The sequence below is a fragment of the Rhodococcus sp. PSi06 genome, from assembly GCF_054960675.1.
Genome location: NZ_JBHNYO010000003.1, coordinates 197,911 through 211,548 on the forward strand (window position 1 = coordinate 197,911; position 13,638 = coordinate 211,548).

Sequence of the window (13,638 nt, forward strand, 5' to 3'; positions counted from 1 at the left end):
CAGGTTATCCGACGACGGAATAGGTGCGCCACGCGCTTCCGGCGTCCGGTGCGTCCTCCCGTTCGACGGTTGCCTGAATCAATCCGTAGGGCCGATCGTCGGCGTTGAACACCTCGAGGTTGTTCTCGATACCGAACTTGCCCAGGTCGTAGACGAAGTGATGCTTGTTCGGTGCCGACATCGAGATCTCGGCGATGAACGGGTACTTCTCGAGTACTGCTTCTCCCATGGCGTACAACGTCTGCTGCAGAGCCAACGACTGCAGATTTGCGAACCTCTCGATCATTGCGGCCTTCACGCCCGCGTAGACCGAGTCCCACTCGACATCGGTGGTGGTGTACCGCCACCGCGCTGTCAGCGAGGTCGCCATCACACGGTCGGTCGTCGGCTCGAGCACGGTCAAATCGTCTTCGAGGAAGCCGTGGAACTCCGAACCGGTCGATTTCAGGATCACCATCTCCTTGAAACCACTGATCACCCATGTCCGCTGAGCCTCGCCCTTGCCTTCCACGGTCACAGCCGAGGTCCGGATCTCCTCGCCCTTGCGCGTCCAGGTGTGATCGTGCTCGACGCCGTCGACGACCGCTCGAGCCCAGGCGTATTCCTCGAGTTCGATGCGGGCACCGTCGACGGGTTCGACGTCGTTTACGTAGTGGCGTGCCAGATCCAGGCCGTAGCTCTCGAGGTGGCGCAGCCCCTTCGTCTTCGCGTACGCGTACGCGGTCTGCTTCTGGGTGTCGGTGGGCAGGACGTTGGACTGATCGCCCACCAGATGTGCGGGGGAGAAGTCACCGCGCAGCGCGCTGGAGACGTTGATGTCGTGGATTTCGTGCCGCGGGGAGTCTCGATAGATCCTCACCACGCGGTTCTCCGCCTTACCGTACTGATTGGATCCGAGGACTATCTTTCCGGTCAGGTCGGTCATGTCAGCTCCCGCGATAGGTCGAATAAGCAAAGGGGGACAACAGTAATGGCACGTGGTAGTGGGCATCGGGATCGGTGACGGTGAACGAGATGGACACCTCCGGGTAGAAATTCGGTGTCCCTGTGGCCTGAAAAAAATTCCCCGTATCGAACGAAAGGCGGTAGACACCCGGATCGATCGGCCCGGGAATCACCTCACCGATGCGGCCGTCCCCGTCCGTGGTACCGGTGGAGATCTCGCCGTTCTCGGGATGAAACAGCCGTACGCGCATTCCGATCGCCGGGGTTCCCGACGTCGCGTCGAGCACATGTGTGGACAGGCCGGTCACTGCTCCGGACCCAACATGCGGCCGAGGCGAATTCGATTGATCTTGGCCAGTTCCACCCGGAGCACCCGTCTTTCGGTTTCGGCATCGTTGTCGAGCCGCTCCTCGAGGATAGCGAGCAGATCCTCAGCGGACCTGCCGGTGGCGCACACCAGGTACACGTGCCCGAACTTGTCCTCGTACGCACGGTTTCCCGCGGCCAGCTTCTCCCGGACCTCGGCCCCTGCGGTCGTCACCGCGGCCTGCTCGCGCTTGGACGATGGATCGTCGGCTGTACCGCCGATACGGGGATGCCCGTCGAGTGCGTGGTCGATCTCTGCTTCGGGCAGTTCGGCGAGCACTCGATCCGCTCTGTCCAACAGGAGGTCTCGACTGTCGAAAGGGCGGCCCTGGGCAACTCGACGGGCCCAGATCGACGACGCACAACACTCGTAGAGCGCGTGCATCGCCTGTCGATCACTGAGCCGGTTGAACCCGTCGAGCCCTATCCATTCGTGTAGCAACTCGCACTCGCTATCTGAAGTCGTTGATGCGTCCGAACCGCGCGGCCGCGATCGGGTTGGCATCGGCAACCAGGTCGTCGAACCGGTAATTCGCGATCTTGGCGATCTCGATCATGGCGAACGACCGCTCGGCCGACGGCGCATTCTCGACGCGAGACCAGCCGTTGGCCAGGACTCGATCGTAGCGTTCGGTCTCTCGCGCGCAGATCACCAACGGGAATCCGAAGTGTTGTCGATACTCGGCGGCCAGTTGCACGATGTTCTCGTGCTCGTCCTCCTCGAGGTTGGACAACCCGACGTGGTCGGCAGCATTGAGGGTGCCCGTGGCATCCTCGCTGCCGAGATCGGGGTAGCTGTTGATCAGCTCGATCTGTTCTTCGGTGGTACCGGCCAACAATGCTTCCTGGAATGCCTCACGCAGACCGTGCGCATCGACGAAAGGTCGCTGCTGGTAAGCGCGTTCGACCACCCACGGTGTGCCCTGTACCAAACCGCCGAACGTAGCGGCGAACTCCTCGGCCGACATGTCGTTGACCTGGTCGAGGGTGATGCCCTTACCCGGGCCACCGGCCACGGCCTGGCCTCGATTCCCGATGTGGAAGAACAGGACGTTGAGGACGATCGCAGAGACTGCGCCCAATACGATTCCACTGCCGAACAGCATCTCGAGCCAGTCCGGTACGCCCTGCGAGACCGTGGGTTGGATGGTGACGAGCAGGGCCAGTCCGAGACTGGTGGCGACGATGATCAGATTGCGATGGTCGGTGAAGTCGACCTTCGAGAGTGTCTGGATTCCGACCACGGCGACCGTCGCGAACAGAGCGAGCGCCGCGCCGCCGAGGACCGGTGGCGGGATGGACGCCACGACGGCCGCTGTCTTCGGCAGCAGACCGAGCAGAATCATGATCCCGCCCGCGCTGGCGACAACCCATCGACTGCGCACCCCGGTCAACCTCACGAGGCCGACGTTCTCCGAGAATGCCGTGTAGGGGAACGAGTTGAACGTGCCGCCGATGACGGTGGCGACACCATCGGCCCGCAGGGTCGCCGCGATGTCGTCCTTCTTGATGCGCTTTCCGACGATCTCGCCCGTCGCATACACGCTGCCGGTGGTTTCGACCGCGATGATGAGCATGACGACGATCATCGAAATGATCGCGACGACACTGAATTTGGGCACACCGAACAGGAAGGGCTGGGTGAATCCGACCCACGATGCCTCCGAGGTGCCGTCGAAGTTCATGTCCCCCAACACGAACGCGACGGCGCTGCCGATGACGAGCCCGAGCAGCACAGCGATGGTGGCCATGAACCCCTTGAAGAAGCGTTGGATCAGCACGATGATCAACAGGGTGCCGATCGCGTACGCCATCCACCGTCCGTTGGTCGGATCCTGTTCGTGCGTAGCAGGATTGGTCACCGCATCGTTGACGGCCACCGGGAGCAAGGCGACGCCGATGACCGTGATGACGGTTCCGGTGACCACCGGCGGGAAGAAGCGCAGAAGTTTGCTGAAGTACGGTGCCATGAAGAACGTGACGAGACCGGCGACGATGACGGCACCGTAGACGTACAGCAACCCCTCGGTGCCGCCGCCGTTCGCCATCGCGATCGCGATCACCGGCGAGACTCCGGCGAACGTCACACCCTGCAGCAATGGGAGTCGGACGCCGATCTTCCAGAACCCGACCGATTGGATGATCGATGCGATACCGCAGGTGAACAGGTCCGCGTTGATCAGGTGGATCAGCTGTTCGTTGGTCAGTCCGATCGCGCTGCCGATGATGATCGGGACGAGTACGGCACCCGCGTAGAACGCTACGACGTGCTGGAATCCGTAAGCGGCAAGTTTGGGAACAGGAAGCACTTCGTCGACGGGATGGACGCGCTTGCGTGTGATGGGTCTGACGGACATCGGTGGGCACCTCGCGGACGCAACAGGATGGAATTCCTGCGACGCTGCAGGAGAAGTGCACTAAGAATCGGTCATCGCGCCTATCCTCGCTAGTCGAGCGAGCACAAACTTCGCGACATCTTTGCCATCGACGTTGTGCGATCGTCCAACACTCGGCCGAACAAAGGAAGGAGCGACGATGTCCGACGTCGTCGTGGGAGTTGTTCTGGCTGCCGGTGCCGGCACGCGATACGGCTCGCCCAAGGTGCTCGCCCACGACGGGCTGTGGCTTCGCACGGCAGTGCAGGCGTTGCGCGACGGCGGCTGTGACCGGGTGCTCGTCGTACTGGGCGCGGCCGACGCCCCGGTGCCCGACGGCGCGATCGCCGTGCATGCACCCCAGTGGGAACGGGGGATGAGCGCGTCGTTCGCGGCCGGGCTGACGGCGGCGTCGGACGCAGACTACGCAGTGATGCACGTGGTCGATACCCCGGACGTGGGAGCCGAGGTGGTGCAGGCAGTACTCGCCGCAGCCCGGGAAACCGGTCTCGCCAGGGCAGTGTTCGACGGCCGTCCCGGTCATCCGGTCGTTCTGGCGCACCGACATCTCGACGCAGCCGTGGCGTCGGCGTCGGGCGATGCGGGGGCGCGGGAGTTCCTGCGGGGGAGGGACGACGTGATTGCCGTCGAATGTTCGCAGTGGGCAACAGGAATCGATCACGACTATCGGTGAGCGGCGTGCTACCGCCAGTCGCTGACGATGGCATCGATCATGCCGTCGAACTGATGACCTCCGGTCTGGAACTCGACCACCGTCGCCGACGGGAGAACCTCCGAGTTCGACGTCAAGTGAGAGACAGGAACCACGTCGTCGTCTCGGCAGTGCAGCAACGTCAGGTGGGTGCGAGGCTCTGGGTCGGTGAACGCATAATCGCCCACATCCCAGCCGCGTGGGCTCCAGTCCGGCATTGCCAGGAGAGCGGCCCGCCGCGGATGTTCCCAACTCTTCTCGGCCAGGACCTTGACGAGGATGGACGCACCGAAGGAATGTGCAATCACCGAGTCCTCCGGTCCGAGCCGGTCCAGGTGCTGCCGAACCGGCTCGGCCCAATCCTCGTAACCCATGGCGTCCTCCGGTAGTTCCGGCATCCGCAAGTCCAGATGCAGCCCATTCGCGAGCCCGACTGCGAGTGATGCGTCGTCGACGAATCCACCGGCACCGTGAACGAACAACAATCGACCGGCCATGACGAGATCCTTCTGTCGGCGTTTCCGGCCAGCAGACCACAGATCCGCGGGGGTTGACCACCCTTCCCGGGAGATGGAATCATCATGGGCAGCGTCGCGTGTCGATGACGGACTGCGTCAGGCATGGAGGCGTCGTACTGCCCCAGGAGGCAGCGGTTGTCCATCTCGTTCGATCACACCATCATTGCTGCGAAGAACAGTGCTGCATCGGCGGCGTTCTTTCGCGAACTGTTCGCCCTACCGGAGGCACCGTCGTGGGGGCCGTTCGTCAACGTTCAGCTCACCGACGGCACGCTGATTCAGTTCGCCGAACCACCGGTGGACGATATTCAGTTCCAGCACTACGCCTTTCGGGTGAGCGAAGACCTGTTCGACGAGGCATACGCCAGGCTGGTCGACCAGGAAGTCGAGCACTGGGCCGACCCTCGAATGACCGAACCCGGAACGGTCAATACCGGTCACGGTGGACGCGGAGTGTACTTTCGCGACCCCACCGGACACTTCTTCGAGATGCTGACGCACTCGTACCTCACTCCGGAGGGCGAGCCGGTACCGTAGCGACTGTGGCCGAGCAACAGCATGTTTCGATGACGAGAACTGCCTACGACATCGTTGCCGAGAGCTACGCAGACCTTGTTCGTCACGAACTCGACGGTCGGCATCTCGAACTCGGCCTCTTGGCGACGTTCGCCGAGCGGGTCCGAGGCGGCGAGGTTCTCGAGGTCGGCTGCGGATCCGGCCGCATCACCGACCACCTGCATCGTTTGGGTCTCGACATATCCGGAATCGATCTGTCGTCGAACATGATCGAGGTTGCTCGACGCGAATTCCCGCATCTGAGATTCCGTGTCGAGTCGATGGAGTCGCTCGAGGCGGCGGACAGCTCGACGGTCGGCATCGTGGCGTGGTATTCGATCATCCACACTCCACCCGAGAAGCTGCCTGCGGTATTCGCCGAAATGAATCGAGTCCTGGTTCCGGGCGGAACGCTGCTCCTTGCATTTCAATCCGGCGACGAGCGAGTACGGCTCGAACAGGTCTACGGACACGCGGTCTCGTACGACGCCTACCGACTGGACCCCGATGCCATTGCGCACATGGTGGTCGAGGCCGACTTCGACATCGACGTCCGAGTGCACCGTGCTCCCGTGGGATACGAGCCGACACCGCAGGCTTTTCTGATGGCGCGCAAACGAACCCCGTGACATTGTCCGACTGCGTCGGATTACCGCTGATGTCCTGCTGACGGTCTGGTCGATCGGTAGGGTGTGCCCGATGTGTGCACCTCGTCCGCGCGTTCTCTTCGTCACCGATCTGGCGTATCTGTCGAGGGGTCGACGCTATTGCGACGAAGACATCTTTTTGTCCTCCCAGCTTCGTGAGTGGGTCGACATTGCGCTGTGTCACCCGCTCGACGCGCGTGCGCTGATGGACGACTTCGATGTCGTCGTCGTCCGAAACTCCGGGCCGGTACTGGGATACAAGGATGCGTTCGACGCGTTTGCTCGCCATGCGCGTGAGAAGGGCACGAAGGTATTCACTCAGCTCACCGGCAAAGGCGACCAGAGGGGCAAGCAGTATCTCGTCGACCTCTGTGCAGAGGGTTTTCCGGTGATCCCTACCGTCGACAGCCCGCGCGCACTATCGCGCTTGCCCGAGGTGGATGCCTATGTGGTGAAACCGAAATGGGGTGCCGACTCGATCGGTATGCGTCACATCGGGCGCGCCGAACTGTCGGAAGTCGCGCCGGACCATCTGATTCAGCCGCGAATCGATTTCGTGTACGAGGTGTCGTTCTACTTCATCGGCCGCACAGTGCAATACGCCTTGTACGCTCCGGACCCCGGCCGGCGCTGGGACTTGGAGCCGTACTCGATCACTGCTCAGGACGAAGAGTTCGCACAACGATTCGTCGACTGGAACGACATCGACCACGGGATCACGCGGGTGGACGCGTGCCGCACCGCCGACGGAGCGCTGCTTCTGGTCGAGCTCGAAGACCTGAACCCGTACCTCTCGCTCGACCGGCTGCCCGAATCGGCGCGTCGAAACTTCGTGAACAACATGGCGGAGGCGATCGTAGCGCTGAGCGCCCAACCGTAGGGGCGATAAGTTGGGTACAGCACGGTTCGCTACCGTCTTCTCCGTGATTCTCGGACCGAACGATGCGGTATCCCGTCGCCCCTCGAGGATCGTCGTGGCCGGAACGTCCGGTTCCGGAAAAACGACACTGTCTGGCCGTCTGGGATCCATCCTGGGGATCGAACACATCGAGATCGACAGCCTGTACCACGGGCCGAATTGGACGCCGCGTCCGATGTTCGAGTCCGACGTGGACGAGTTCGTCGAACGCCCGGCCTGGGTCACCGAGTGGCAGTACAGCGCAGTGCGCGATCGTCTCCTCGATCGCGCGGATCTGATGTTGTGGCTCGATCTTCCGCGTCGAACAGTGATGCGGCAGATCGTGATTCGGACGTTGCGTCGACGGGTCGGGCGGCGCGAACTGTGGAACGGCAACCGCGAGCCGCCGTTGCATCGCATTCTCTTCGACCGCGATCACGTCATCCGATGGGCATGGCGTACGTATCCGCGGACCGCGGAACTGGTGCAACGAGCCCAATGCAGGCGACCCGATCTGGTGATCGTTCGCTTCCGCTCTCACCGCGACGTGGACGCCTGGGTCGATCGACGTCTCGTTCCGGCCCTGTCGAGCTGAGGCCGCCCGACGTCAGCAGTGCAATTGGGTTGCCAGCGATTCGATCGAGTCGACGCTGTACGTCCAGTCCGACTCCGCAGCGAGGTCGATGGTCTGGCTCGGTCCGTGTTCCAGCGGACGGGCGACGAACGCCGTCGCGAAGCCGCAGTCGGCCGCGGCGGCGAGATCGCTGTTGTGCGCGGCCACCATCATGCAGTCGTTCGGTGCGAGACCCAGAATGTCGGCGGTACCCAGGTAGGCGTCCGGGGTTGGCTTGTAGGCCCGCACCGGCTCCGCGCCGAGGATGGCATCCCACGGCAACCCGGCATTCTTGGCCATGTCGAGCAGCAGTGAGATGTTTCCGTTCGAGAGCGGGGCGATGGTGAATGCCGTGCGAAGGCGGGTGAGTCCGGGGACCGAATCCGGCCAGGGATCGAGCCGGTGCCACGCCAGGTTCAGTGCGGCGATGCGCTTCTCGGACAGCTGAATATCGAACTCGGACAATACGACTCGAAGCGATTCCAGGTGAAGGACGTCGAGTCGGGTGAAGGGCCTGCGACCCGACCGAACCTCTTCCATTGCCGGTTGGTACATACTGCGCCAGCGGTCCGCCAAGGAATAGGCGTCGACGTCTGCCCCACAGTGAGCTCGGACGTCACGGGCAATGCTGGTACGCCAGTCGACGACAGTACCGAAGACGTCGAACAGGAGCGCCTTCACCGCTTCTTCTTCTTGGCCTTCTTGGAATGACCACCTGCGGACAGGAGAGCGCCGGCCAAGGGGATGAGCAGGAAGACGAGCCACTTCTGGTCGAAATCGGTGAGGAAGAACAAGGCCAACGAACCGAAGATGACCAGCGGCATGACGACCGCGCGCCAATCGAGGCCGCCGCCGGTCTCGGCCGAAGCCGGAGATGTCTCGAGCCGAGCCGGCGCGTGCGGCGGTGACGACGTCGCGGGTAGGTCGACGAATACCGAGTCGAGCTCCCCGCGCGTCGTGGCGGACGCGATGGTGGCGCTGCGCTCGTCGAACTCGGGAACAGTGAGGCGGCCTTCGCTCAAGTGCAGGCTCAGCGCGTCGAGCGCCTTCTCGCGATCAGCAGTACCGATACGGACTTCCGGAAGCTCGGACATCGCTACAGGGTAGCTCCATCCGAGTCCCGATTTCGAGCCGAAATTCGCATCGCGACCGATCTGTCGCTATTTGATTTCTGTGAGGACGGTGCCTTGGGTGATGGCGTCGCCTGCGGTGACGGACAGGCCGGTGATGGTGCCTGCTTTGTGGGCGGTGACGGGGTTTTCCATCTTCATCGCTTCCAGTACCGCCACGAGGTCCCCGGCGGCGACTTCCTGGCCTTCTTCGACAGCGACTTTCACCACGGTGCCCTGCATCGGTGCGGTGACCGCATCACCGGAGGCGGCACCGTTACCCGCGCCGCCGCGGGTGCGGGCTTTCGGTTTGCGGCGCACCGCACCGGCAGGCCCACCACCGTTGCCACCGAGAGACAATTCGCCGGGCAGGGACACCTCGACGCGGCGGCCCCCGACCTCGACGACCACGTTCTGCCGCGGCAACACCTCATCGTCGCCGAGGGGCTGACCGGCGGTGAACGGAGGAATCTGATTGTCCCATTCGGTTTCGATCCACCGGGTGTGGACGGAGAACGAGTCGCCGTCACCGATGAACGCCGGATCGGAGACCACCGCAGCATGGAACGGGATCACCGTCGCCAACCCCTGAACATCGAACTCGGCCAAGGCCCGACGCGAACGCGCGAGGGCCTCCTCGCGGGTGGCGCCGGTGACGATGAGTTTGGCGAGCATCGAATCGAACTGGCCCCCGATCACCGACCCGGACTCGACACCGGAATCCACGCGCACACCCGGACCGGACGGGGCGGTGAACGTGGTGACGGGGCCGGGGGCGGGCAGGAACCCGCGGCCGGCGTCTTCACCGTTGATCCGGAACTCGAACGAATGTCCCCGCGGTTCGGGATCGTCGGTGATGGACAGTTCTTCACCGTTGGCGATCGCGAATTGTTGCAGCACCAGGTCGATGCCGGAGGTTTCCTCGGTGACGGGATGTTCGACCTGCAGGCGGGTGTTGACTTCCAGGAACGAGACCAAGCCGTCTTGGCCGACGAGGTATTCCACCGTCCCGGCACCGTAGTAGCCCGCTTCGAGGCAGATGGCTTTGGCGCTCGCGTGGATTTCTTTGCGTTGGGCGTCGGTGAGGAACGGGGCGGGGGCTTCTTCGACGAGTTTCTGGAAGCGGCGTTGCAGGGAGCAGTCGCGGGTGCCGGCGACGATGACGTTGCCGTGCTGGTCGGCGATGACCTGGGCTTCGACGTGGCGTGGTTTGTCGAGGTAGCGTTCGACGAAGCATTCCCCGCGCCCGAACGCGGCGACGGCTTCGCGGGTCGCCGAATCGAACAACTCGGGGATTTCCTCGCGAGTGCGGGCCACTTTCATGCCGCGGCCACCGCCACCGAACGCCGCTTTGATCGCGATCGGGAGGCCGTGTTCGTCGACGAACGCCAGAATCTCGTCGGCATCTTTGACCGGTTCGGAGGTGCCGGGGACCGAGGGTGCTTTGGCGCGGGCAGCGATGTGGCGGGCGGTGACCTTGTCACCGAGGTCGCGGATGGACTGGGGGGACGGCCCGATCCAGATCAGGCCGGCGTCGATGACAGCTTGGGCGAAGTCGGCGTTCTCGGAGAGGAATCCGTAGCCGGGGTGGATGGCGTCGGCGCCGGATTTGGCGGCGGCGTCCAAGATTTTGTCGATCACCAGATACGACTCCGCCGACGACTGGCCACCGAGAGCGAACGCCTCGTCGGCCAACCGAACGAACGGGGCATCGGCATCGGGCTCGGCGTACACAGCGACACTGGCCAACCCGGCATCAGCAGCCGCCCGGATCACCCGCACCGCGATCTCACCACGATTGGCAACAAGAACCTTGGTGATCTGAGCACTGGCATGGCTGGGCACTGAGCCTCCTACGAATGAGTCTTATCGTTGCGAACGTCACGTCGGAGTCTAAGCATCGGACTCGTCATCGCTGCAATCGGACTGCATCGCCACGCCGAGTGGACTGCGGCTACTGGCTGGTAGCGATCCGACCCGTGTCGATGCGACCTTCGTCGAACGGCTCGGCGGCGGTTCCGGGCATTCGTACCGTCCCTGTTTCGGCGACCTCCGTCAGGAGCCTCCGCAGTGCGCCGATGTACTCGTGAACCCGTGCCGTCGCCTGTTCGGTGTTGGGATACCGCGCAGAGATGTTGATGCCTTGTGGAGTGCGGTTGATCCATACGTACACGTCGTGTTGGTACTGCTTGCTGCGCAGCGCGCGGGCGTTCCAGTCCGGCCAGTGCTCGGCGGCAGGCGCAAACCGCACGTCCATGAACGACACGACGAATCGCGGGCGAGCGGAGTAGCCGAGAGTGGTGAACACCCGATCGAGAGGAACGCGGGCGATCGGTTTGGTCGCTTTCACTTCCGCCGAGGCGGCTGCGATCACCGAGTCGAACGAATCGGCACCGTCGATGTCGAACGAGATGGGGCACAGTCCGACGAACCATCCCAGCGCGGAGGCCCACTGAGGTTCGTCGCGTGTATGCACCGGAGTGACCGTGCGGAAGCGAGTACCGGCACCCAGCTCTGCGCCGGTGACGGCCAGAACCGCGAGCAGTCCGGCGAACAGACTGTGTCCCGTCTTCCGGCAGGCCATCGAGAACGAGTCGGCCTGTTCCGGGTCCAGCACCCATGCGGACAGACCGCCCTGCGGCACGTCCTCCGGGCTCGGATCGCCGATGTCGAGAGGAAACGCGGGTAATTCGCCCTCGCCGTCGACCAGAAAGTCCCGCCACATTCTCACCGCGTCGTGAGAGTGTTCGAGTTCGGCATGACGCTCGCGTTCGGAGGAACCGAAATCGAGATAACTGCCCGCCTCGAACAGGGCGGCAGGTGGGCCACCCAGTTCCTCCCCGTACAGCGCCGCAATCTCGTGCGCGACCAGAACCGTGGACAGTCCATCGATGATGGAATGGTCGGCTGCGAAAAATACTGTCACCGGTTTCGAGTCGTCGAGCGGCTCGAGGGTGACGAAGGCGTACGCCGGCCAGATCAGGGGTGAGGTGAATTCGTCGAACAGATATTGCAGGTGCTCGAAGACCTCACTGGACTGGCTGCATCGCTCCTGCTCCACCTGCCAGATGTCGATGGCTCCCGCTGCAGCGGTCACCCGCGACATCTCGCCCGTGGTCTCGTCGATCGACGCACTCGACCGCATCGCCTCGTGCCGGTCGATCCACCGGAGAACCGCCTGCCGAAACGCAGGCTTGTCGAGCGGCCCCGCTATCTCGAAGGCCGCACCGAGCCACGATTCACGGCCACGACGGGGACTGCTCAGGCTCGAGCGAAGGTGCGCTTCGTGGACATAGGACGTCGGTCTGGTGTCCGGGTGCCACCCCGCGGCCTCCGGAGTGCGCGCCTGCGGGCCGACGCTCGGTATCCACTCGGTGAGCGTGCCTGCGGGAACCGCGTAGTCCGCTAACTCCGTGAACTCCATGTCGGCAGCAACCAGCCTTCGTTCGACCACATCGGGGGTGAGGGTGAATCGAGCATCGACGCTCGTACATGGAGTCTACCGACCACTCGATGTATCGATCAAGACGAGCGCGGCCCGCCGTCAGCGCAGGTGCCGCTTGATCCGCGCCAACATGGCCGACATCCCGCGCAGCCGCAACGGGCTGACCGCGTCGCTCAACCCCAACGCCGAATAGAAGTCGTCCGGCACATCGAGAATCTCCTCGGCGCTGAGACCGTCGAGTCCCTGGGCGAGAATCGAGGCGAACCCGCGAGTGGTCGGAGCTTCCGGCGGAGCACTGAAGTACAAGCGAATCCGCTTCGAGTCGCCGCTATCGACGGACAGGAACAGCGGCGACTGGCACTCCGGCACCGGCTCCATCGCGTCCTGAGCCAGATGCTCGGGGAGCGGAGGGAGTTCACGACTGAACTCCAGCAGCAACTGCAGCTTGTCCTGTCCCTCCACCGCGGCGAAGTCGTCGACTATCTCGGCCAGCGATTCCGGCAGCGCGCTCATCGAGCGGCCGGTGCCGATCCGGGCTCCTCGCCCTTGGCGATCGGAACCCGAACGGCGTTGCCCCATTCGGTCCACGACCCGTCGTAGTTGCGGACCGAGTCGTAGCCGAGCAGATGCGTCAGCACGAACCAGGTGTGGCTCGACCGCTCCCCGATACGGCAGTACGCGATCACGTCGTCGGTCGCCGAGGTAGCGGAGTAGATCTCGTCCAATTCCTGACGGGAGCGGAAGCGTCCGTCCGGTGCGGCTGCCTTGGCCCACGGGATGCTGACCGCAGTGGGAATGTGTCCACCGCGCAGAGCACCTTCCTCCGGGTAGTCGGGCATGTGGGTGCGTTCGCCGGTGTACTCGGCGGGGGAACGTACGTCGATCAGCGGCACGGTGCCGAGAGAGCCGAGCACGTCGGACGCGAATGCGCGAATGGGCGCGTCGTTGCGTTCGACCACCGGGTACTCCGTGGCCGGGTACTCGGGCACGTCGAGAGTGGTGTCACGGTTCTCGGACAGCCAGGCGTCGCGCCCACCGTCGAGCAACCGCACGTCCTGGTGACCGAACAGGGTGAACACCCACAGCGCGTAGGCGGCCCACCAGTTGCTCTTGTCGCCGTACACGACGATTGTGTCGTCTCGCGAAATTCCTTTGCGGCTCATCAGTTTCGAGAACTGCTCACCGTCGATGTAGTCGCGGGTGACGGGGTCGTTGAGGTCCAGATGCCAGTCGATCTTGACCGCACCGGGGATATGGCCGACGTCGTAGAGCAACACGTCCTCGTCGGATTCGACGACGCGAAGGCCCGGGGTACCGAGATGGGCGGAAAGCCATTCGTTCGATACGAGTCGCTCGGGATGCGCATAGTCGGCGTACGTTGCGTTGGAATCGGTTGGTACAGGCACGTATCGGCTCCTACGGAAGATATTCGTCGGCGGCCCGCCCGGGGGTGAG

The 13,638-nt window shown here is 63.7% G+C and carries 16 protein-coding genes; 5 read left to right on the forward strand and 11 right to left on the reverse strand.

Annotated features, from left to right (window positions below; genetic code table 11):
- Positions 1-4 precede the first annotated feature (4 nt).
- From pucL to uraD (ACFI9K_RS05650), 4 genes are read right to left on the reverse strand one after another with little or no spacing between them, the layout of a single operon-like run.
- Positions 5-925: a factor-independent urate hydroxylase gene (gene pucL / locus ACFI9K_RS05635; protein WP_462662603.1), complete on the reverse strand. Its 921-nt coding sequence runs from the start codon at positions 923-925 to the stop codon at positions 5-7.
- A 1-nt stretch (position 926) separates the two neighbouring features.
- Positions 927-1,253 carry a hydroxyisourate hydrolase gene (gene uraH / locus ACFI9K_RS05640; RefSeq protein WP_462662604.1) on the reverse strand — a complete coding sequence of 109 codons (327 nt, stop codon included), beginning with the start codon at positions 1,251-1,253 and terminating at the stop codon, positions 927-929.
- Positions 1,250-1,753: a 2-oxo-4-hydroxy-4-carboxy-5-ureidoimidazoline decarboxylase gene (uraD, locus tag ACFI9K_RS05645; RefSeq protein ID WP_462662605.1), complete on the reverse strand. Its 504-nt coding sequence runs from the start codon at positions 1,751-1,753 to the stop codon at positions 1,250-1,252. The genes uraH and uraD (ACFI9K_RS05645) overlap by 4 nt, the downstream gene beginning before the upstream one ends.
- 10 nt (positions 1,754-1,763) lie before the next feature.
- Positions 1,764-3,668 (reverse strand): 2-oxo-4-hydroxy-4-carboxy-5-ureidoimidazoline decarboxylase, encoded by a 1,905-nt coding sequence (uraD, locus tag ACFI9K_RS05650; protein ID WP_462662606.1) that lies wholly within the window; start codon positions 3,666-3,668, stop codon positions 1,764-1,766.
- 178 nt (positions 3,669-3,846) lie between these two features.
- Here uraD (ACFI9K_RS05650) and ACFI9K_RS05655 point away from each other — a divergent pair, with 178 nt between their 5' ends.
- Complete coding sequence (locus ACFI9K_RS05655) at positions 3,847-4,380, forward strand: nucleotidyltransferase family protein (RefSeq protein WP_462662607.1); 534 nt, start codon at positions 3,847-3,849, stop codon at positions 4,378-4,380.
- 8 nt (positions 4,381-4,388) lie between these two features.
- Here the strand turns inward: ACFI9K_RS05655 and ACFI9K_RS05660 are convergent, their stop codons facing one another.
- On the reverse strand, positions 4,389-4,895 hold the full coding sequence (locus ACFI9K_RS05660; protein WP_462662608.1) for an alpha/beta fold hydrolase: 507 nt from the start codon (positions 4,893-4,895) through the stop codon (positions 4,389-4,391).
- A gap of 156 nt (positions 4,896-5,051) precedes the next feature.
- Here ACFI9K_RS05660 and ACFI9K_RS05665 point away from each other — a divergent pair, with 156 nt between their 5' ends.
- The 4 genes from ACFI9K_RS05665 to ACFI9K_RS05680 all read left to right on the forward strand — a co-directional run bounded on the left by ACFI9K_RS05665 (position 5,052) and on the right by ACFI9K_RS05680 (position 7,611).
- Positions 5,052-5,453 carry a VOC family protein gene (locus tag ACFI9K_RS05665; RefSeq protein WP_462662609.1) on the forward strand — a complete coding sequence of 134 codons (402 nt, stop codon included), beginning with the start codon at positions 5,052-5,054 and terminating at the stop codon, positions 5,451-5,453.
- A gap of 29 nt (positions 5,454-5,482) precedes the next feature.
- Positions 5,483-6,100: a class I SAM-dependent DNA methyltransferase gene (locus tag ACFI9K_RS05670; RefSeq protein WP_462662610.1), complete on the forward strand. Its 618-nt coding sequence runs from the start codon at positions 5,483-5,485 to the stop codon at positions 6,098-6,100.
- A 70-nt stretch (positions 6,101-6,170) separates the two neighbouring features.
- Complete coding sequence (locus ACFI9K_RS05675; protein WP_462662611.1) at positions 6,171-6,998, forward strand: ATP-grasp domain-containing protein; 828 nt, start codon at positions 6,171-6,173, stop codon at positions 6,996-6,998.
- A 43-nt stretch (positions 6,999-7,041) separates the two neighbouring features.
- The gene (locus ACFI9K_RS05680; protein ID WP_462662612.1) at positions 7,042-7,611 is read left to right on the forward strand and encodes a P-loop NTPase family protein; all 570 of its coding nucleotides are present in this window, start codon (positions 7,042-7,044) and stop codon (positions 7,609-7,611) included.
- Positions 7,612-7,623: 12 nt separating this feature from the next.
- Here the strand turns inward: ACFI9K_RS05680 and ACFI9K_RS05685 are convergent, their stop codons facing one another.
- From ACFI9K_RS05685 to ACFI9K_RS05710, 6 genes are all read right to left on the reverse strand, one after another.
- The gene (locus ACFI9K_RS05685; protein ID WP_462662613.1) at positions 7,624-8,310 is read right to left on the reverse strand and encodes a haloacid dehalogenase type II; all 687 of its coding nucleotides are present in this window, start codon (positions 8,308-8,310) and stop codon (positions 7,624-7,626) included.
- Positions 8,307-8,723 carry a DUF1707 SHOCT-like domain-containing protein gene (locus ACFI9K_RS05690; RefSeq protein WP_462662614.1) on the reverse strand — a complete coding sequence of 139 codons (417 nt, stop codon included), beginning with the start codon at positions 8,721-8,723 and terminating at the stop codon, positions 8,307-8,309. The genes ACFI9K_RS05685 and ACFI9K_RS05690 overlap by 4 nt, the downstream gene beginning before the upstream one ends.
- A 66-nt stretch (positions 8,724-8,789) precedes the next feature.
- Entirely contained in the window at positions 8,790-10,583 is a 1,794-nt protein-coding gene (locus ACFI9K_RS05695) for an acetyl/propionyl/methylcrotonyl-CoA carboxylase subunit alpha (protein ID WP_462662615.1), read from the reverse strand.
- Between the two features lie 109 nt (positions 10,584-10,692).
- On the reverse strand, positions 10,693-12,162 hold the full coding sequence (locus ACFI9K_RS05700; RefSeq protein ID WP_462662616.1) for a condensation domain-containing protein: 1,470 nt from the start codon (positions 12,160-12,162) through the stop codon (positions 10,693-10,695).
- A 120-nt stretch (positions 12,163-12,282) separates the two neighbouring features.
- Positions 12,283-12,696, reverse strand: a complete 414-nt coding sequence (locus tag ACFI9K_RS05705; protein ID WP_462662617.1) for a SufE family protein — start codon at positions 12,694-12,696, stop codon at positions 12,283-12,285.
- A complete protein-coding gene (locus tag ACFI9K_RS05710) occupies positions 12,693-13,589 on the reverse strand; it encodes a sulfurtransferase (protein WP_222092968.1) in 897 nt (298 codons plus the stop codon). The genes ACFI9K_RS05705 and ACFI9K_RS05710 overlap by 4 nt, the downstream gene beginning before the upstream one ends.
- Positions 13,590-13,638 lie beyond the last annotated feature (49 nt).